This is a genomic window from Aquimarina spongiae (assembly GCF_900141785.1).
Lineage (GTDB): Bacteria > Bacteroidota > Bacteroidia > Flavobacteriales > Flavobacteriaceae > Aquimarina > Aquimarina spongiae.
Window position 1 is genome coordinate 1 of sequence record NZ_FQYP01000003.1, and the last position, 21,933, is coordinate 21,933.

Genomic DNA, 21,933 nt, shown 5'->3' on the forward strand with positions numbered 1-21,933 from the left:
GTAGGGTTAGGATAAACCACCACGGTATTCGTAAGAAAAGTATCATCTATTATCGTATTGTTTTGCTTAGACAAACTACTAATCGTTACATCTAGATTTCCTGGTGCAGACCAGTTTCCTGTTGCATCTCTTACCAGACTTTTTACCTTACCATTTCTCCTCCTCATATCCTTGGTCACTGCACTTCCTGCTGTAATGACTTGGCTATTTCCAGCTCTGAATTTGTACACCTTAAGATCATCAAACTCTACAACCGTTTTATTGGTTCTTAACGAAATAGAACTACCATTCTTGATCGGAGAAGTATCTGTCCATTTCAACAAAGACCTATTATTCTTAAAGATTTCTAATACTCCAAATGCTGGGCTATAGGTAATTTTGTAGTTCGCCCATTTGTTATCCTGTGGCGCATCACCAATAGCTCTGGTATTAAGGACATTATTCACCGTTTCATAAATACGCACCTTATTATCTTCGCCACTAAACCATATCAGGTAAGAATTACCCCGTTGAGATAAACTACCATCACTTGCCATGATATGTATCCCAAACTTACGAGAACCAGAGGTCGATTCTACTTTGGCGGCAAACTCATACAAATAGGGCAATCCTGAGTTCTGAGATAAAAACGAGCTAAGTTGAGTGTTATCAGAACCTGTGTTGGATTGCCGAAGATGCTTATTACTAATCGACCAGTTTCCTGCTCCAATCGTATAGCCAGAATAGAGCACATTACAGTTATCATTAAAAAATCCATTACCCCGATTAGCATACCAGTTATCACCATATTTCTCTAAAGCCTGATAAAACCTTCTCGTTACCCCAACATTATCATTATCCGTAAAGTTGGCCGTAAAATCACCAGCTTGCGTAGTCCCTCCACTAGCACTAATACTAGTGGTTGGTGCAGTAGTATCTCCCGAAGGTGGCGGGGGTGGTGGAGTTCCCGTATTGTTGTTAGAGCGATAACGGTAATCTTGTCTTGGTTGTCCAATTCCTGTAAAACGACCTGTGGTAGAAGCATTACCTCCGGCGGCCCGCCATTCAAAATGAATATGATCTCCTGTTGATCCACCTGTGGTACCTTCTTTGGCCACTACCTGACCTCTGCTAACGGTTTGACCTTGGCTAACTAAGTTAACCTTGTTATGTGCATAATAGGTTCTTGTACCATCACTATGACGGATAATCACTAACCTCCCATATCCACTAGTAAGGCTACCACTTATGCCAGAAAAAGATACGACACCACTTGCCGAAGCCCTAACATTTTGGTCACTAGACAAAGATGTTGCAAAATCAATAGCAGGATACGAATGATGCCCTCCTGGTCCAAATATATTACATCGACCAACATTAGTATGAGATCCAACTGGTCCTGGAGTACCATGTCTGGAAACACATAAATCTACTCCCGCATCCCATGGCAAATAATAACTTAGGTTAGAAAATTTTGTTTGGTTTTGTTTACGATTCTTTTGAGTAAGCTGTTCTTTCCAACCTATTAATTGTAAATATTGTCCTTTTGCTTCTAACAGTGTATTAGCTTGTGTAGATTTTATACCGTAAGAAATGATCTTATCAGCATGCCCATGCAATACATCTATCTTCTTATCCATTGTACCCAAAAAATAAAACCGGGTTCTATCAGGAGACAATAATGGTGTTTTCATGTAGCCAAATGGTATGTCCAACTTTTCGAACTCTTTGGATAAAAGATCTAATATCCAAATACCATTATGCTCATCAGAGGAATCCAGAAAAATTCCCTCTACATAGATTTTATTGGGATCATTAGTCCAAGCAATCGGTTTGAAAGCCATTTCTTTTCGGTCAGGATTCTTTTTATGCAACAACACATTTTTTTGTTTCTGCTGGAGATTAGTTTTGATCACATTGAATGCACCTCCAATCTGCTCACGTTCCATATATACCCATAAGTTTGGATCAAACGGACTTTGCAGACCTTGAAAAAAATCATAGGCTTTGGTGACCTCTATATTTGGAGTTATCTGAGTAACCGAATAAGCGATATTATCCAAAAACATAGGTTGAATATCTGGCGTTACTTCGTTTTTTGCTATGGTTGGGTTAATTTTTCCTGTCGTAGGATCCATAACCACTATTTCTTGTTGTTTTTGAAAGATCAATTCTTGAGAGTGTATCACTGAAGCATAGAGCAATAGCAACCACTTACATGTTTGAATAAGAGATTTCATTAGGGATGAGTTTGTAGTTAAGATCAGTTAATAGTATGCCTAGCCTACTTGAAACAAATAAGCTGCAATGACAATCTGTAATTGTCTTTTTAGGGATTTTAAAGTCTAGTAATTGGTTTGTTTACGGATTAGTCAAATAAATACTAAAATGATAAGGAGTTTTTCATAGATTGGGTTTTAAGTTTGATGCATCGTTGTATTTAATAATGCTAAAGTACTTATACCCAAACCTAAAAAAAATAGGCACATGTTCTTATTTCTACAAAAGGTTAATAATCATGGATAAAAAGCAGACCATTTCGTTTCAAAATGTAGTAGCAATTCTCTATATGTATACTTCTACCAAATAGGAACACCAGGAGGTATGATATCTTTTTTTATTTCTAATGCATATTTCAAAAGAGCATTGCTTCCCTGAAGATTTAGTTTATTACATATGTTTTGCCTATGGTTTTTTACCGTCTTTACACTCTTGAAAAATTCTAAAGCAATTTCTTTATTGGTTTTCCCCTGAGCCACTTGTTGAAGAATTTTTATTTCTGTCTTTGATAATTTGTATAAAGGATTGTCCTTTTGCATTTCTTCGGTGTCCTCGGCATACCATTTTTCTCTAAACTTTTTACTTATATATGGTTTATCATGAATAGCTCTCCATGCGCATTTTTTCATGCTCTCTACCGTATCTGCTTTGTACAATATCCAGGTGATCTCCAGTTTTTTTAATATCCTTTTCAAACGAATATCTAGATCAAAAGTCATGATCACTATTTTAGCTTTCTTTGTATTTGCTTTGGTAAACTGGGCAAGCTCTATACCTGAATTATTAGAATTTAAAGTAGCATCGATAACAATAAAATCAGGTTGTAAATCTACAATCAATGCTCTCATTTTATCCAGGTCACTTATATCATCGTGTAGTATAAATTTAAGTTCCTTTGGGGCCTCAAGCATTGCTCTTATTCCTAATCTCTTCAGGGGGTCTTCATAAGCTACTATTACGTCAAATTCTCTCATCATTCAAATTGGTTAATTATTGCAAAACAAAACTATTTTTGAAAAATAGTTTTGTTAATATAATAATATTTACCATAAAAAATTGATGAATTTTTACTTTTTAGTCAATTCTATTGACATAATGTGGTAATTTTCGATATCTAGCACTGTTTTTAAAAAGTAAGGTTTTAGAAAAACCTGAAAACTGTTCTTTATCTTATGAATAATTAACAACCATTTAAAAACCCGTATTTAGAACTCTCCAAATACGGGCTATTGATCAGAAAAATAGTCTTTGATAAGTTTTATACTACCAATTCTATTATCTTACTAGAAATCTACAACAACACCAATACTCGGTATAATCTGTCCTGAGTCGGTTTCAATTGGAGTAAGGCTTCTTGGGTTGACTATTGTTCCCGTATTATCTCTGCTAAGTCCGAATTGCGTAGGTTGAGGAATCTCCTGACCCAACACATTTTGGGCTTCTATAAATACATCAAGAGATAAATTTTTAAAATTCCATTTTTTATCGATTCGAAGATCTAATTGACTAAAAACATCTAATTTCTCCTCTCCCAGCCTCGAATAATCCAAAATCACTTCAGGATAATTTGCCAACGTAGCCTCCTGATCTGTTGGCACAAAGGGAGTTTCTCCGGCAAAACGATAACGAGCACTTATTTCCCAATTTTTGGGAAGTTTATATCCTCCAGTAAACGACACCAAATGACGACTATCCCATACCGAAGGCAAATATTCATTTCTATCAAAGCCAGTAAACTCGCTATAAAACCAAGTATAGGCAAAGATTCCGTAAAAATTATTCGACAATTTTTGTTGAAATTGCAATTCGACGCCATAGCTTCTTCCCTGACCTACGGTAGCTACGTCTTCACTTCCTAACACTTCAAAATCAGCCCCTTTGTTAGCTAGTGAAACTCCATCCAGCACGGATACCGGATAATCATCATATCTTTTGTAAAATCCCTCTAAAGAAATACTGGCAGATGGCCCAAAATAATGTTGCAATCCAATAACATAATGGTCGCTCACCGTATAATCTACATCTCTATTCACCAAAACATCATTGTTATCTCTAAATCCTAAGATTGTATATGGTGGTAATTTGTAATACCTCCCTAACGATCCATTTACTCTCCAGTCTTCAGCAAATTCGTAGGATAAGGAAAGTCGTGGGGAAAAAGTAGAAAACAGAGTATTATCTTCTACAAAACTGTCATCGTCTGCTCTAAATCCAAAAGACACGTCTAATTTCTCATTAAAAAAAGAACGGGTCACGTTAGCAAACAGCCCATATTTAAAAAAATCAATCTCGGTACTAAAAAAGTTATTATCCGTTAGATTAGCAGTATTATTTTCGTAATACGAATACTGGGCATTGAACCCAGTAGTGAGTTTCCAATCCCCCAAAAACTTGGTGAGTTGATATCGGAACTTCGTTTCAGACTCTACAGCATCGTTACTAAAAATAACTCCTGTTTCATTCTCTGGATCCTCAAATCTTGTAAATTCATTGTTTAATGTATTATTGCTCAATGTAGTTTGCATAAAACCAGAACCATCTTTGAAACGGTTTCTCCATGATATCCCAATTGCGTTGGTGGTTTGTTCAATAAAAGGGGCCTGCTCTAATTGTGCTTGTTGTTCGGCATCAAAGTCATCTGGAGCTTCTACAGAAAAATCATCAATAGATCCCAGACCTGTAAGGCTAATTTCATTATAAGCATCAATTTTGTGATTGATTTTGTATTGATAATCCCAATAATTAGGTCTAAAAGGAAGACCAATCACTTCGAATAAAAATTGCAGATAACTACGTCTTGCAGATACTAGAAAAGTAGTCTTTGCATCCTCTAGAACACCTTTAAACAAGGGGCCTTCTAGGGTTAAAGCCGCCTCGCTCGCACTAACTCTGAAGTTTCCACTTAACGATCGGCTATTTCCTGTGCGTTGACTAAATTGTAACACTCCAGATAATGGATTATCATATTGCGCACCAAATGCAGAAGTGGACAAGGTGACATTATCTATAAATGAAACATTGATTAAACCTACCGGTCCTCCTGCACTACCCTGGGTACTAAAATGATTAATATTCGGCACCTCCATACCATCCAGATAATACACCGTTTCGTTGGGTGCACCTCCCCTGATGATTAAATCATTTCTAAACCCTCCTATCGAAGGAGATACTCCTGGTAGCGTTTGTGCAACTTGTACTACATCATTGTTACTCCCAGGGTATGTTGCTATTTCTACAGCAGATAATGACTGTGTAGATAAGGGCGTTTCTTTTGGTCTACTTATTTTATTGGCATTGGTAACAACTACTTCATCCAGGGATTCTGTGGATTCTAAAAGAACAAAATTGTAAGCTGGAGTTCCTTTTGATCTTACAATAACATTAAATGTGGTTTGTGTTTCAAAACCTACATAGCTCACAATTAGGTTGTACGATCCGGGAGTAATGTTGGTGATGCGATAATTCCCATCAAAATCAGTTTGCGCACCTTTTTCGGTACCCTCTAGAAAGACTGAAGCACCCAAAATCGGTTGCCCGGTTTTGTCTGTGACATTTCCAGAAAGTTCTCCATACACTTGTGCATGTATGTTCGAAATTATCATCATGAAAAATACAATAAAAACATTTTTAGAATTCATAGTAGTAAGAGTTAATGTTTTAGTCCTATTTTAGTAAACACCTAAAAAGAGCTTTAAGTTTGTATAACATTTTTTTACAAATATTAAACAAAAAGGTATTTTATCATAATATATAGTTTTAATTTAGTGTTAAATAATACATAATGAAAGTTTTTGACTTTATAAAACAGGTGTTTGATCTGGTTGGAGTATTTATAAAGAATAACAAGGAAGAGGATATTGATCTGAAATATTTTTCAAATTGGTTAGATCATCAATTGGACAATACAGCACAAAATGACGATTTTGGCATTACAGGACATAGTATTGATGCCGAAATAGCTGCATATATTGGAAGGATGAGTAGATATTCTAATTTCTACATCAAATCTGCCTTAGAAGAACTGCCCTTTACCACAGATATGGATTTTGCCTTTACAGCAATCTTACACAGATCTCAACCTATCGGAAAAACGAATTTGATTAAAAAAATGGCGTATGATAAATCTTCAGGAATGGAAGTAATTAAACGATTATTAAAAAATGGAATTATCGAGCAGTTTCCCAACCCAGAGGATAAGAGGGGTAAATTATTACGATTAACAAAAAAAGGCGAAGAAAATGTAATCCTCGCCTATGCCGAGGCCGGAAAGGCTGCAAAACTTGTAAGCGGTAATCTATCCAAAAAAGAACAACAGACGTTGCATCAACTCCTTAAAAAACTAGATAATTTTCATTATCCAATATATTTGAATGACGGAAAAGAGATTACCGAAATTCTAAACGAGTATTCTTGAAGATTTTGTTCTTAGATTTGAAAATCGCAACAACTACATAAATTCAAAACTAAGATTCATCAATTCATACATTGAATCCATAAATTACTACATCCTATATATAAAGTGGTATAGTAATATTGATGAATGGATTCGTCAAAATTAATAGTACTTCTATCACTATTTGGTCTATTGGCCACTACTAGTCGTGCTCAAGACTTATCAAAACTAGGAGACTCTACTGCCGTTCAGTTTTCGGGATCCGTGGGGGCTCGTACTATATTTTACAGTGCCAAAGGCGGTCCAGAAAGACGACAACCTTTCACCTATTTACTTACTGGCAACGCGGCTGTGAGCATTTATGATTTCAATATCCCTTTCAATTTCACTTTTGCCAATCAACAATTTCAATTCAGTCAACCTTTTAATCAAATAGGCGCCAGTCCATCTTATAAATGGGTAAGGGCGCATTTGGGACACCGTAATATTGTGCTATCTCAATTCACCTTAGCCGGCCATCAAATGTTTGGAGCTGGGGTTGAAGTTACCCCAGGAAAGTTTAGAGCAAGCATTATGTACGGGAGATTGCAACGGGCTGTACCTGAAGATACCACCTTGGTATCCCTTCGAAGACCTGCTTACGAACGCCGCGGAATGGGTGCAAAAATCGGATATGGTACTGGTACGGATTTTATTGATCTTATTGTATTCAAAGCAGAGGATGACGAAAACTCTTTGGATACAGAAGAATCCCCACAAACAATCACCCCGGGAGAAAATTTGGTCATTGGTTTGAATACCAGAAAAACGTTTTTCAAAAAAAAACTGTCTTTTTACTTTGATGGAGCGTTAAGTGCTTTTACGTTGGATAAAACATTAAGTGTAGCTATCCCAAAGGTTGATTTTTTAGACAACTTAGCTTCAGGTTTTATTACGACAAATGCCTCTACTCAAATGTATACTGCCTTTAAAACAGGTATACGCTATCAGGGAAAAACATTTGGACTACTAACTCAAGCTCAGCGAATAGATGCAGATTATCGATCCATGGGCCTTTATTTCATTAATAATGATGTATTAGCCTATAGTATCAATCCTTCATTTATCATTTGGAAAAGAAAAATACGAATTAATGGTGGGATTACTTTTCAACGAGATAATCTCAATAATAAAAAAATTGCCACCTCCAAACGAACTATACCTACCGTAAACATTGTCGTAGCACCTTCTCCTAGTTTAAATTTCACCGGGTCCTACACCAACCTGACCACATTAATGGAAGAAGGGGTTATCCCATTAGACAATGCATTTAAACAAGATCAAAAAAATCCAATCTACACAGTTACGGCCAATTATATCAAAAGCGATACTATACGTTCTCATTCTATCTCTTTATTTGGTAGCAGAAGCGAGCTTAAAGACGGGAATCCTCTTACGCAACAATTTTCAGAGTATGTAGGAAACTCGATCAATACAACCTACAATTTTACCCAAATGCAGCAGCATTATGGAGTTTATGTATCCTACAATTACAATGATCTACAAACATTTACTGGCAAACTTCCAGGAAATGGCTTTTCCATAGGAGGGAACAAATCTTTCTTTGATCAAAAATGGAATATCTCATCAGCTTTTAGCTATGCTAAACAGCAGGAAAATGAGAGTCAAAGTTTTGTTTTGTCATCCTCTTATCAATTAAAGAAACATCAAATCAGCTTAAGTGCTAATTACCTGAAAACAGAATTAATTACGGGACCCTTTGATGAATTTACCGGGTTTATCAACTATGTATTACGATTTTAAAAATAGGATAGTCATGAAATTTTTTAAAAAACTTATAGCCTGTAGCACCACGTTCTTACTAATGGTTTTTAATCCCTCTTTACATGCCCAAAACGATGTGCAAGTGGTTACTCAAGTACTCCCTCCCTATTCTCCCTATTTTTCGGACTACATATCGTATGAAAACCGTTTGGTAATTCAACTTATCAATACTGTGGACGCCAGTGGAGGTGGAATAACAAGAGATGTACGACTAACCGCAACCATAACTGGAGACAATGGTGTGTCACTAGTATTACCACCAACTTTTATTCCTCCAGTCCCCATTTCGCTACCGCCTATGGGAGTAACCAGACTTACCGGTATTCAACTACAGGATTATTGGGATATTAACGCCTGGAATGTCTCAGGAATATCTGCTTCAGAAATTATCTTGGGTAATGGGCTTCCTGAAGGAAATTATGAGTTATGTATACGAGTACTTGATTACAGCTCCGGGACTCCACTTTCCCTTCCTGCACCGAGCGGATGTAGTTTTTTCAATATCAATTCTATCGAACCTCCCATTCTATTACAGCCATCGTGTGGAGTAACTCTGGATAGCAATACACCTCAAAACATTCTCTTTTCCTGGGCAGTGCCTGCTGGCACTAATCCATCCCAAGTAGAATATGAATTGGCCATAATAGAGCTTTTTAATAATATGGATCCCAATCAGGCTTTTTTATCCTTCGGGAACACTCCTTTTTTTCAAAAGACCGTACCCATTAATGTATATAATTATACCCTTAGCGATCCTCCGCTTGAACCTGGACGGACTTATGCGTATAGAGTGACCGCTGTAAACAAACTAGGAAACCCCAGACCTCTTAATTTTAGGAATGGAGGAAGCAGCGAGGTGTGTACTTTTACCTACGGTAAGAGCCCAGAAATTAATATCACTTCGACTACTCCTCAAAATACCGACGTAGCCATTACACAAATTAATATTGATGGAGATGATGTATTAGCAAATCCCCAAAATCAAAATACGCCCCCTGATCCTGACGACTCCCCAAATTGTATCTCAGACTGTATACAATCAGTTCCACAAAATACTACCCTTATTTCAAATCTATCTCCCGGGGAAGAAGTTGGTTTAGGTAAATTTTTGATGGAGATAATCCAGGCACAACATAACGGTAATGATTTCTCTGGTACTGGAAAAATATATATTAACTTTTTACAAATTCCTATTCTGGTTACTTTCAACAATCTAAAAGTAAATACAGATAAGATAGTTTATGCAGGAGCTGCTTATGCTAAAGCTGAACCAGGTTTACCCAATAATCTGGAATTCTTAACTAAGCAACTACAAATGCCGCAGGTTTCCGAAGCTGTTTTTGAAAATGCAATAACCTATATCGAAAACGAAGGGAGAAAAGTACATCTGCTATCGGGACAAAATCAAGCCTTTGGAGTTCCTATTTCCTGGGAAAATGGTGCTAACACCCTCACATTTTTTGGGATGATCTTTACTCCTGAAAAAGCGCATATAAATTTAGCTACTGGTTTTGAAGTTTACCCATCAAATAATGAAAATAATCATGTACTCCTTACTGGAAGTAATTGTCTAAGACCTAATGGATTTGGATCAACTGGAGAATTGCAACTTCAAAACACAGTTTCGATTCCGATTTCGAATGCACTTACGCATACTTTCAAACCAGAAACTTCGGTAGGCTATGATTGTTCCGGAATTAGTAATATTCACTTGAAAGGCACATTAACTTTTGGAAGAAATATAGCATTGCCCTTAAATGAACAAGGAAACGTTATCGAAGGAAATGTAACTGCAGACTACGAAACCGACATTACTAACTTTCATGATTGGACACTGGAGATTCCAAAGTTAAGTCACCCGTTTACCATTCCTGGTTTGGTAGGATTTTCTCTTGACGCCAATGCTATTATTATTGATCAATCCCTATCCACAACTCCAAATCCTATTAACAAGGATGCCTTTTGGAAAGGCGTATATGCCGAAAATATTTCGGTGCAATTCCCGGAGTTCTTTCAAATTAATGATACTCCTATAGAAAAAGAAGTTAGTCATTTTATCCTCGACAAAAACGGGGTTTCAGGAAAAATTGGTCCTTTCAACAACTTAATTTCTATCAACGAAGGAGCTGTTGGGGGTTGGCCCATTTCTGTCGATACATTTTCTATTATTTTGGAGGATAGCAACTTGGATGGGGCAGAGATTACTGGTAACGTCAAACTTCCAATCGCGGATACTGAGTTAGGTTACGAAGTACTTTTCACTCTGGGTGAAAATCCTGAAGACGGCTTCGACATGAAATTTGATATTGTCACCCAGGAAGCCTACGCTGTACCGATGTGGTTTGCACAATTACACCTCGAAAAAGGGTCAGAAGTGAACATCATTAAAGAAGGGAATACCTGGAAACCTTCTGCAAATTTGCATGGTGGTATCGAGATAGACTGGGGGGTTAATAATACTCCCGATGATAGTTTGGTGTCTTCTTTCCAACTTCCCGAAGTAAACTTTACCAATTTGACCATTACTCCAGGGCAAAACAATATTCCAGATATCAACTTTGGTGAGTTAGGCATAACCAATGCACAAGCCACTATCGCAGACTTTAGTTTTGATCTTAATGATATCAAAGTCATAAACGAACCCAACGGTGATCTCGGACTAACACTGGACATTTTTGTACACCTTGATGAAGGTGATTTCTCAGTCGGAGGCAGCACAGCTTTTACGATTTGGGGAGCATATAAAAACAAAAAGTACATCTATAAAAAAACCAAACTCAATAGAATATCATTAACTGATGTTGATATCAATATCGCTACTATAAATGGAAACCTCTACCTTTTTGAGAAAGATGAGGTATACGGAAATGGTTTTAAAGGTGATTTTGATGTAAAACTTAATCAAATGGACATGAATTTTGCAGCCCTTATGCAATTTGGATCCATTAAAACCCAACAAGAAAATTATCGCTATTTCTATACAGATTCGTATCTAAAAATAGGTGGGAGCGGGATCCCGATTCCTCCTACTCCATTTGCGGTGTATGGTGGAAGTGGTGGTTTTTGGGTAAATATGAATTTGGCCAATGAACCTGATTCAAATGCTCCTCACAAAACTATTGATCAGTTAAAGCTGGATAAAGAAATGAACGATGATCTGGCCATATCGCTACCTGCTGGAAATACTCGTTTTGAAGAGGATAAAAAGATCCCGGCCCAAGGAGGTATTGGTTTTTCTCAATCTATCATAGTTGGTGTCAATAGTGCAGAAACGCTATTTAATGCAGATTTAGGCTTTTTGATGGACTTCAATCTCAATGGCAGTCTAAAAGGAGAAATGAAAATGTTTGGTGATGGATATATCGTACAAGAATTAGATGGCAACCGGGGATCTGCATTTATTAAAGGTGATGTAGACCTAACCATTGGTTATTTGGGTGAAGAAGAAAAGAATAACATCTTTTTTGACAATACTTCTACAGTCACTATTGACCTTTTAGACGGTTTGGTTACCGGGCAAGGTACTTTACACCTATACGCAGATAAAGATACCTGGTTTCATAAATTAGGGTATTGGCAGAAACAATATCAAGATTTCCCGTGGCAAGATAAAAAGCGTGTTCATTTGAGCCTTGGTGAGTTTGAAGGGCTAGACACACAAGTGAACAACAACAATTTGGATACAGGATTATATAGCTATTTTATGTTTGGACCCGATATCCCAGGACTACCAGAAATGCCATTAGATGTTCGAAATAACAACCCAAAAAACTGGGAAATGAATAATGAGCGTTATCAGGTTTTTACTGGTCCTAACTCCAGTTCTGGGGTAGCACTAGGTAGTGGTTTACACCTGGATACCGATTTGGATTTTCTTATTTTTTATTTAAAAGCAAAACATATCTCCGGATTTGATTTTACCCTTCGGGATGAAACAGGACTATGTGCTGGAGATTTTGGGTTAAACGGTTGGTATGCCAGAGGGCAAGCCTATGGGTATTTTAAAGGAGAAGCCGGAGTGAAATTAGATCTGTGGGTTTGGAAAGGGGAAGCAAAGCTTATGGAGCTGGAAGCTGTTGCTGCTTTGCAAGCAGGATTGCCAAATCCAATATATTTAAATGGGAATGTGAATGTGAATGGACAAGTTCTAGAGGGCTTATTGGACTTTAATGTAGATTTTGAAGTTGAGCTTGGAGAAGAATGTAAAAATCCAACCAGTGGTCCATTTGATGAATACCCTATAATCGCTGAAGTGCTACCAGAAGATCAGGAAGAAGATGTTGACATTTTACGTCAAATGGAGGTCTCCTTTAATTTTCCAAATGGACCTTTTGAATACACCGAATTAGACAAGAAAGGGAAAAAAGTGACACGTGAGTTTCAATACAATGTAGACTATTTTACCTTAGAATGGTTTGATGAAGAAAGTAATACAAATAAATCCAAAGATTTCTTCCCTGCCTATCGAGAAGACGGATATTCTGCTACGTTTACAGATCTAGACTTCTATTTCCCTCCAAAAACCACATTTACCTATAGCATAGGTGTCACTGGCTACGAATTGGTAGATGGTGAAAAAGAAGAACGAGTTAAAGAAACTAAAATCGGAACTTTTACTACGGGAGCTTTTCCTACTAAAATTACCAAAGAAAGTATTTGGTTTAGCACGCCATTTATAGGAGAAAATTACTTTATCCCCACTAACTTCCCTAAAGGATATATCACATTGCCCGTGGTACTACCGCATTGGACAGATCCTAATTTTTGGTATGTAGATGCTTTTAAATTAGGAAATACTTACCAAGGTCCTATGGCGAGTGGAACTTTTGAATTTATAGCAAGATTCATTGATGTAAAAAGTAAAGATTATTACGATATCCCCTATCAGATCAATAATGCTGATGCACAAGGTGTATACGGTGGTAAATTGGTATTTGATTTCCCGCAGCGACTAGAAACAGGTAAGATCTACGAACTACAGCTTATGGTTATTTACACCCCCTCTATTAATAATTATGTTGCAACATCTAACTCGGAAGACACCTATAAAAATGTACTCTTGGGCGGATCTGGACAGCAAAATGGAGGTAATAATAATGGACAAGGTTATCAAGTATTGCAAGCCAATCTTAATTTTAATAACAACAATATCCTTAATGCCAATTTTGTAACTCCAAAACCCAAACCCAATCTGGTTTTTCAAAATTCTTTGGCAAACGCCAATAGCGGTAATCAAAACTTAGCTATCAAAAGAAAACATAGAGCTTTGCTAGGTGCTACAAAAACCTCAAATAAAGTAGAGTGGCCCATATTTGAAGGATTTAAATTTCATTTTAAAACCAGCAAATATAAAAGCCTATCACAAAAAATGGGTAACATCACTTACGAAACTACTAAAGTGGAACAATTCCCAAGCAATGTGGCAAATATTACAGATAATTCCCTAAAACCTTTAACTATTAATTTACCTATTATAGTACTTGAATGTGATGAAAATTTTGATGAAAAGACCTTATTCCCAGAAAAAGAAACTAAAATCGGATTTTTAAATAATAAGCTAACGGTACTAAGCTTTCAAAAACCACCACTTATTGAGCTAGCAAAACAAGCAACTTTTACAGGTACCAGTATTCAATGGGGTGTTGGCAACCAGCAATATCCTGAATTAAGGAACAATTTCTGGAAAGCATATCCTGGATACAATGCCACAGCCTTAAAAACGAACTACCATGTACCACAGAATCAAAGTGATTGGGCTCTGGTGTTGGAAACTAATGATTACACCTATCCATCAGAAGATTATTGGAGTCAACTATTACCCAGTCGTACGAACAACTCGATTTGGGGTGCAAACCGATATTTTGATAATGCTTTATACGAACCTTTTAATGATAGGCACTATCCCAATGTTGATGATGTCTTATCCCTCAAAAAAGAAGAGCCTTTGTTGGCGTTGTACGCAGGGAACTACACCATAAAAAACATATATCATCAGGGGAAAAAAGTAGGTTTTACTACTACCCCTTTGAACTACAGCCCTCCAAATAACAATAATGGAGGTATGTGGATTCAAAATAATCAATGGCAAAACCAAAATCCACCATCTAAAAATGCATTTTTTGCAGTTGTAGATTACACAGAGTGGTTAGCCATACAGGATTGGCACAGATTTAAACGACACCTTTATAGAATAAACAATGAAGAAATCCAATTTAATGATGTTCAAGCAGATTATGATAGTAATATGCAGTTCTTGGAAGTAAGAGAAGGGGTTTCTGAATGGATATTAGAAAAAATGCCCTATTGGCAACATAGACGTACTAGCGGTTCACCTTCATTTAAAATTAAAAAATATGGTGGAGGTGCTACCATAGAACGAACATATACTGTGCCCGCAGATTTAAATAAAAACATCAATTAAAGAATAAGCTTATGAAACGATTAACCCATATTATTATAGGTATTCTAATTTGCACTAGCTTACAACTTGCTTATTCGCAAAATAATAATGCTTCTCAAAAAATGGTTCTAAAAACAAGAGCTTATCAAGACAGCATTGTACTGCGCTGGGTACCTAAAGATTTAAAAGCATGGCATGACATCAATGAGAACGGAATTACAGTTTTACGTACCAATATGGCTACTGATAAAAAGGAAATACTAACATTGCGACCATTGCTTCCCTACACCTTATCTACCTGGAAAACCAAAACAGATACTACCAATATTTTTGTAGCCACAGCCGCACAGTGCCTTTTGGGCAAAACCAAAGTGACTTCAACAATTGCAGACAGTCATTTTAGTATGCGCTTATTGGCTTCAAAAGAGCAGAATAACACTCTGGCGTTTGCTGCTTACAGTGCCGATTTTTCAACACAAGCTGCAGATGGGCTTGCTTTCCGTTTTGTTGATACTTCAGTAAAAAGCAATAACAGTTATAATTACGAATTGCAAGTAGCAGGAAAGACCGTTTCTAACAAAGCATTTCAAAGATCAAAAGATATTTGGAAACCCAATAAAGTTAGTAATGTTCGAATAGAAACTAAAGAAGGAGCAATACATATTTATTGGTCAAAAGCCAGAAATAATTCACTATTCTCTGGATATTATATCGAGCGTGCGACTGAAGGGAAGAATTTTAATCGAGTATCAAGCTCTATTATAAAGGCTACCTCTCAAGCAACCTATACACAACAACAATCTTACGCAGATATAGATGTAAAGGTTGGGGTTACCTATAGTTACCGAATTATTGGAGTAACTTCTTTTGGCGATTACGGGTTATATTCTGAAATTGTATCTGCAACACCTAAGCCCAAAATGATGATTGCAACCATAGATAACTTGAAGGTTGCCGCTTCAAATGATACCACATTCCTCTTGAGTTGGAAGGAACCTGAGCTCCAAGAGCATACAAAAGGCTATCACATTACAAGAAATGATACCAAGGAAGGACGTTACGAAAGAGTTTCTACTTCAATTTTACCTGTTGGTACTACTTCTTTTACGGATACACCTCCCAATACACAACGAGCTTATTTTTACAAAGTGATAAGTGAAGGAAAAGACGGAAAACTACTAGAATCTTCATCTTCTGCGGGAATGTTGACCGATGGCAAAGCTCCAGCAAGGCCAAAAGGATTAACGGGCACCATAGATTCTTTGGGTGTAGTCGCTATCTCATGGGAATTTGGTGAAGAAAAAGACCTAAAAGGGTATCGAGTTTACAGAACCGATGATCCCCAACAAGAATTTCGGCAGCTCACAAAAACCCCTGTTCCTGGCAATTATTACAGTGATACATTGGCATTGGCATCTCTAAAAGAGAATGTATACTACAAAATTGCTGCATTTGATTATAATTATAATCCTTCAGAACATTCAGAACTATTAGTGTTGAAACGACCAGATTTTGTAAAGCCAATTGCTCCAAAAATAGTGAAGGTTAGTAAAGAAAACGGTGCAATTCAAATACGATGGAAAGAAAGCCCCAGTAAAGATGTAGTTACATATCGTTTGTATCGCAAAACATATGGACAAAAGGATGAGGAGGTCATAGCAGAGATCTCATCAAATACATCAAGTTATACTGATGACAATACAACCTCTAATACTACCTATCTCTATAAACTTAAGGCTATTGATCAAAACAAAAATGAGAGTATCTTTGGAAACGTTGTTTCATACAACAATACTTCTCAAACCTTAGAAACCCCTTTACTTGGAGGTAGATTCAACAAAAAAACTAAATGCTTTGATCTCAATTGGAGCTCTTCTGGGAATAGCGCTATCAAAACACTAATTTTCAGAAATGACGGTAATGGTTTTACCTTGTATCAAACCATAAATACCGGAAACACCAATTTTTCTGATACTTCTTTTTTTGAAACCAAAAAAGGCTATCAGTATCGGATTCAATGGGCGGATTCGTTTGGAAATGAATCCCCAATTAGTAATATTATAAGTATCACTTTTAAGTAAATCTTTGTTTCTTTATCTTTAGAGAGGATGTTACTACTTGATTTGTATATACATGAAGAGTCGTCATTTCAGTTTCCTGTTCATTTATTTCTAGGAACCAGTTTCGCCTTTCTGATATGTTCTATTGCGATATATGCTGTAAACAAAAAGTCAGAATTCCTATGGTACGCAGGTTATCTCCTCTGCGTAATAGTATATTTTTCTCATAAAAGTGATTTTATTCTGGCAATGATTTATGAGAATCAGGATTCATTAGTTGCACATATAGTTAACGACACCTCGCAAATGAGTATCAACCTATGCTATCTTCTTTTTTCTATGGCATATTTGAATACAAAAAAGGACTATACGAAGTTTCATAAGTTTCTTCAAGTAGTTGCAATCGCTATGATTATTTTCATGAGTATGCATACTATCTTACGATTAACAGGTAATTCGCATGCAAATCAGATACAATTGTTAAATATACAGCGATTAGTATTGTCCCTTTTTGTCATTTTTAACACCTTTTATCTTTTTCGTTATGGAAAAAACAAATTGGTTTATTTTGTCATTGCAGCATCTTTACTGTATGCCGGTGGAGCCATTGTAACCTGGCTTACCAGGGATTTTCATTTTATGGTTTATGGAGTTGGTCTTGAGAATTTTGTTTTCTCTTTTGGTTTGGGATACAAAATTAAAAAACTCAGTTTTGAAAAATCTGAAGCAGAACGTTATGCATTACGAAATGAAATTCATTCGTTGAGAGCACAGATGAATCCACATTTTATCTTTAATTCATTAAATTCGATACAAGGTTTTATTTTAAAAGACAAAAAGAAGGAATCTATTAAATACCTGACCAGCTTCTCTACCCTTTTACGTAAAATTTTGGACACTTCGGAAAATGGAGTAATCTCACTAGAACAAGAGATCGAATTGCTAAAACGCTATCTAGAACTGGAAAGCCTTCGTTTTGATGGTAGTTTTAAGTACGATTTTGATGTTGATCCAGGTTTGGATATTTATAACATTGAAATTCCTATTTTATTGGTACAACCTTATATCGAAAATGCCATTATTCATGGCCTAGCGCCCAAAAAAGAAGGAGACAAAACAATGAAAATTTCATTTATTGATGCAGATGAGTTTATTACTTGTTCTATTAAGGATAGCGGTATTGGTCGTGAGGCCTCATATAAGTTGCAACAAACCAAGAGCATCTACCGAAAATCCAAAGGGATGTCACTTACACAAAAACGACTAGAATTGATCAGCAAACATAAGGACAAAATGAATACTTATGTACATGTGGACGATCTTTATACCCAAGATGGGAAAGCGAATGGGACCAAAGTAACGATCAAAATTTATAAGAACTGAGTATGGAGTTACATGTTGTTATCATAGAAGATGAAAAGAATAGTCTGGATACCCTATCTCATCTGTTATTAGATTTTTGCGAGAGTGTTACCATTTTGGGGAGTGCCAACAATGTTAATGAAGGGATCTCTCTCATCAAGGAAACCAATCCTGATCTGGTTTTTTTGGATATTGAGCTGCATTCGGGAACTGGCTTTGACATTCTTCAAAAACTTGATCATATTGCTTTTGAAGTGATATTTACCACTGCTTTTGAACAATATGCGATAAAAGCCATAAAGTTCAGTTCTGTAGACTATTTACTCAAACCCATTGATCTGGATGAATTACAAAGTGCTTTGTCAAAGGTGCGTAGTAGAAAAGGAGATAAAGCGTACATCCAACAAGTGCAAAATTTGGTTAAAAATCTCGAAATACAAGATGTAACCAACAAAAAGATATGTTTATCCACTCACGAAGGAATCGAATTTGTAAAAGTATTAGATATTAGATATTGCAAAGCCAATGGGTCCTATACCTTGTTTTCTATAAAAGGACAATCGGATCAATTGGTGAGTAAAAACCTAAAAGAATTTGAAATGCTTTTGCAGGAGTACGACTTTATGAGGGTACACAACAGCTACCTCATCAATTTAAGAGAGGTAAAAAAATACATCAAATCCGAAGGTGGGTATATCATCATGAATAACGGAGATCATATCAACCTTTCGCCTAGAAAAAAAGAGTTGTTCCTAGAGCGTATTGTAAATCTCCGTTAATACCTCGACATTCACATTCTGCTGCCAAAAGAGTTCAGCACTGTACTACTTGCCGCATTCATAGCCTCCTAATCTTTGGTACAGCAAGTGCTATAAGTAATATCGAGGCTACTAGAAGTGGCAACATTCCTTGCATCGGAACCAAATCAGCTTTTGCTTTATGATATTCAGGTTTAAATTGTTTCCAGTCTACAGTATCCGCATGTTGCTGCTCAAAAATTTTGGGGTAAAAGAACAATCTCAAACTTTCATGAAACGCTTCTGTATCCTGCAGATAGTTCATATGTTGCCCCATACTAGTACCTGCTAGTTGATTAAAATACAACTGCAAGTGCATATTAGGTACGACAGATGCAATCCACCTACTGGTTTGTTCACGAAGTTCAATCTTACTGCTTAATGCTTCTCGTTCTTTTTTAGAATCATCATCTCCCATTTGTTGCATTGCATAATACCACAACCAATTAAACCCATCAGTTGGGTATCCATACTTTTCGAATTGTGGATAATGCGCATAAAACTTTTTGATCGTTGCAAGTTTATCAGTATCCCATTTTACATGATATCCATCACGTTGTGCAATGGCTGTACTCATTGCCTCGGGCACAGGATATTTTGAAGACACATATGCATTAATACCTGCGGGCAAAAGAATAATCAGCACCAACCAGATCGACAATAGCAATAATGCATTAAATCCCGTCGATTTTTTATAAATAATCACAAAAAAGGATAGACTAAACCAAAAAACCAGATATAAGAATGACAGTCCGATCATCAATAAAAAATCCCTATTCAAGGGAATGTTCAGCATAAATTTTGCTACCAAAAAGAGGAAAATCAACACTACAAATAATAGAGCGAATCGAACCAAAAGTTTGCTAATGATAAACCCTAATTTTGATCGTGCCTGAATCGATACTAACCTCCATGTACCTGTTTCTGTCTCTTCTGAAATAAGGTTAAATGTCAAAACAATGACCAGCAACGGAAACAAATAGATAATCACAAAAGACAAGTCTAGATTACCCGATTGCAAATTCATAGGGTTTACCAAATCGGTATCAAACTTTTGCCCTTCGAAGGTTTTGATAGTAATACGTTGTACCGTAGGGTTTACATCCGCCTGACCGATAGATAATCCAGAAAGTGGATCCAAATCATTGATGTACGCAAACTTGGCATAATACAACAACAACCCTAAATCTTCATTATGAAGCGATACTTGTCTGTCAAAATGTTCTTCTTGATGAGCACGCACCTCGGCAATCGCATTTTGCTGCCGTTCTAAATGTTTGCTTCCAATAATGATTCCAACAATACCTAGTATCGTAATCAATACCAAGCTAATCCAAACTTCTTTTGATCGAATACATTGCTGAAAAAATAATTTATACTTGATCATATTGCTTTTGCTTTTTTAGAAGTATACACCAATAGTAAGAAGGCCAATCCGATCCATAGTAACATAGCCATTAATGCCGGCAATCCTGCCGATATAGAATTGCTAAATGACATGGGTTGATGGCTAAAATCTGAAAACTCCTCCCAGTGCTCATGATCCACTACATGGACTTTCCCTTCAGAACCACTCTTCTTTTTGGGACTGATATATTCCATCTGCAGTTCATTCATGGTTTGAGCTAATTTATAACGGTAGTCATCGGCCTGATTTTGAAAATCTATGTAGGAAGCAAAATCTGTTCCCGACATGATCATCGATAACTGCTTGATCGCCGTAAACGGATTCACAAAAGCTGTAAATCGAGTAACATCATTTTGATTTTGATACACTTCAACCAAATTAGCATGATGTTTTCGATACAATGTAGAGGTAATTTTTTCACCTTCTCGCATCACAAAACCAGAATAGTTAAACGGTAAATCGGTTACTTTACTCACTTTATGAACTGTCAAAACAGAATCACGTAAGTGATTATAATGAGGATCATCTGGGTTATGACTATCCCCTTTTTGTATCACTTCTTTCTCTATGGTGGATTGAAAAGCCAGCTTCGTAGGTGTTGGGAACCAATAATTCCCCATAGCCTGTGCAGACTTCGGTAAAAGTACGACCATCAACAACCATACTCCTAATAACTTCAATAATGCATTTTTGGGGCTATTGCTCTGGGTAGAAACTACAATCGTTATAGAAGAAACGATAAATAAAAACATAAGATATCCCAAAGAGATGAGTAGCATTCGCATCCAGAGAAAATCATCTGCTATTTGACTTGTAAATACCAAAAGGGAAATCGCCACAATCAAAATAATAGGAATAAAGAAGATCATAGAAACCGCAAATAGCCCAATAGATTTTCCGAAAAGAATTTCTTTCCAGGTTGCCCCTTGGGACAGCAATATTTTTAAGGTTCCATTTTGCTTATCTAAGGCCACCCCAGAAAAACCAATAAAAAATAGAATTAATGGCAATACTAATTGCAGTAGTAGCGCCAAACTTAGCTCTCCAAAACGTAAGGTCCCTGTCGAGAAGGTTGCTTCAGAGAAATTGACACTATTTTGTCGGTGTGCTTCCAAAAACACAGTGTTCCCGGTAAAACTTTCAATTCCATAATCAAACATCGCCAAAGAAGGATTAATTCGAAAAGCAAATGTTCCAAAATGGGCCATCCTATGGGGATGCTTATCTGGATTAGCTTCCCAACTTTGTCTAGCTTTTTTCTGATGTTCTAACCGAATATCATTTTGGGTGATATGCTTTTGAATACTACCAACAGCCGCATAGGCTGTTAGTAGCATAAAAATTGCATATAAGAGAAAAAAAGTTTTAGGTTTTGTTGCATTGGACCAAAAATTCAATGCAAATAGTCGCACATTAGCCCACTTCATTTT

11 protein-coding genes are annotated in these 21,933 nt (G+C 36.5%); 6 read left to right on the top strand and 5 right to left on the bottom strand.

Going from position 1 to position 21,933, the window contains the following annotated elements:
• From BUE24_RS07425 to BUE24_RS07435, 3 genes are all read right to left on the bottom strand, one after another.
• Positions 1 to 2,219, bottom strand: a 2,219-nt coding sequence (locus tag BUE24_RS07425; RefSeq protein WP_139241933.1) for a M23 family metallopeptidase, incomplete at its 3' end; no start/stop codon positions are given.
• A 339-nt stretch (positions 2,220 to 2,558) separates the two neighbouring features.
• Entirely contained in the window at positions 2,559 to 3,236 is a 678-nt protein-coding gene (locus BUE24_RS07430; protein WP_073315377.1) for a response regulator transcription factor, read from the bottom strand.
• A 306-nt stretch (positions 3,237 to 3,542) separates the two neighbouring features.
• A complete protein-coding gene (locus tag BUE24_RS07435) occupies positions 3,543 to 5,897 on the bottom strand; it encodes a TonB-dependent receptor (RefSeq protein ID WP_073315378.1) in 2,355 nt (784 codons plus the stop codon).
• Positions 5,898 to 6,040: 143 nt separating this feature from the next.
• On the opposite strand from BUE24_RS07435, the gene BUE24_RS07440 reads away from it, so the two are divergent.
• The 6 genes from BUE24_RS07440 (at position 6,041) to BUE24_RS07465 (ending at position 19,077) form a co-directional block, all read left to right on the top strand.
• Positions 6,041 to 6,673, top strand: a complete 633-nt coding sequence (locus BUE24_RS07440) for a MarR family winged helix-turn-helix transcriptional regulator (RefSeq protein WP_073315379.1) — start codon at positions 6,041 to 6,043, stop codon at positions 6,671 to 6,673.
• Positions 6,674 to 6,799: 126 nt separating this feature from the next.
• Positions 6,800 to 8,455 (top strand): hypothetical protein, encoded by a 1,656-nt coding sequence (locus tag BUE24_RS07445; protein ID WP_139241934.1) that lies wholly within the window; start codon positions 6,800 to 6,802, stop codon positions 8,453 to 8,455.
• A 13-nt stretch (positions 8,456 to 8,468) separates the two neighbouring features.
• Positions 8,469 to 14,897, top strand: coding sequence for a hypothetical protein (locus BUE24_RS07450; protein WP_073315381.1), 6,429 nt, complete (start codon positions 8,469 to 8,471; stop codon positions 14,895 to 14,897).
• A gap of 11 nt (positions 14,898 to 14,908) precedes the next feature.
• Complete coding sequence (locus BUE24_RS07455) at positions 14,909 to 16,957, top strand: fibronectin type III domain-containing protein (protein ID WP_073315382.1); 2,049 nt, start codon at positions 14,909 to 14,911, stop codon at positions 16,955 to 16,957.
• Positions 16,958 to 16,984: 27 nt separating this feature from the next.
• Positions 16,985 to 18,319, top strand: a complete 1,335-nt coding sequence (locus tag BUE24_RS07460; protein ID WP_073315383.1) for a sensor histidine kinase — start codon at positions 16,985 to 16,987, stop codon at positions 18,317 to 18,319.
• A 2-nt stretch (positions 18,320 to 18,321) separates the two neighbouring features.
• Positions 18,322 to 19,077 carry a LytR/AlgR family response regulator transcription factor gene (locus tag BUE24_RS07465; RefSeq protein WP_073315384.1) on the top strand — a complete coding sequence of 252 codons (756 nt, stop codon included), beginning with the start codon at positions 18,322 to 18,324 and terminating at the stop codon, positions 19,075 to 19,077.
• A gap of 58 nt (positions 19,078 to 19,135) precedes the next feature.
• On the opposite strand, the gene BUE24_RS07470 is transcribed toward BUE24_RS07465, so the two are convergent.
• On the bottom strand, positions 19,136 to 20,482 hold the full coding sequence (locus BUE24_RS07470) for a DUF3526 domain-containing protein (protein WP_073315385.1): 1,347 nt from the start codon (positions 20,480 to 20,482) through the stop codon (positions 19,136 to 19,138).
• Positions 20,479 to 21,930 (bottom strand): ABC transporter permease, encoded by a 1,452-nt coding sequence (locus tag BUE24_RS07475; RefSeq protein ID WP_073315386.1) that lies wholly within the window; start codon positions 21,928 to 21,930, stop codon positions 20,479 to 20,481. The genes BUE24_RS07470 and BUE24_RS07475 overlap by 4 nt, the downstream gene beginning before the upstream one ends.
• Positions 21,931 to 21,933: the final 3 nt, after the last annotated feature.

What these genes read in the sequence shown, in the direction of transcription:
- BUE24_RS07440 (WP_073315379.1), top strand. Translation starts at nt 6,041, where the DNA reads ATGAAAGTTTTTGACTTTATAAAACAGGTGTTTGATCTGGTTGGAGTA.
- BUE24_RS07470 (WP_073315385.1), bottom strand. Translation starts at nt 20,482, where the DNA reads ATGATCAAGTATAAATTATTTTTTCAGCAATGTATTCGATCAAAAGAA.
- BUE24_RS07475 (WP_073315386.1), bottom strand. Translation starts at nt 21,930, where the DNA reads ATGAAGTGGGCTAATGTGCGACTATTTGCATTGAATTTTTGGTCCAAT.
- BUE24_RS07435 (WP_073315378.1), bottom strand. Translation starts at nt 5,897, where the DNA reads ATGAATTCTAAAAATGTTTTTATTGTATTTTTCATGATGATAATTTCG.
- BUE24_RS07455 (WP_073315382.1), top strand. Translation starts at nt 14,909, where the DNA reads ATGAAACGATTAACCCATATTATTATAGGTATTCTAATTTGCACTAGC.
- BUE24_RS07430 (WP_073315377.1), bottom strand. Translation starts at nt 3,236, where the DNA reads ATGATGAGAGAATTTGACGTAATAGTAGCTTATGAAGACCCCCTGAAG.
- BUE24_RS07450 (WP_073315381.1), top strand. Translation starts at nt 8,469, where the DNA reads ATGAAATTTTTTAAAAAACTTATAGCCTGTAGCACCACGTTCTTACTA.
- BUE24_RS07460 (WP_073315383.1), top strand. Translation starts at nt 16,985, where the DNA reads ATGTTACTACTTGATTTGTATATACATGAAGAGTCGTCATTTCAGTTT.
- BUE24_RS07465 (WP_073315384.1), top strand. Translation starts at nt 18,322, where the DNA reads ATGGAGTTACATGTTGTTATCATAGAAGATGAAAAGAATAGTCTGGAT.
- BUE24_RS07445 (WP_139241934.1), top strand. Translation starts at nt 6,800, where the DNA reads ATGGATTCGTCAAAATTAATAGTACTTCTATCACTATTTGGTCTATTG.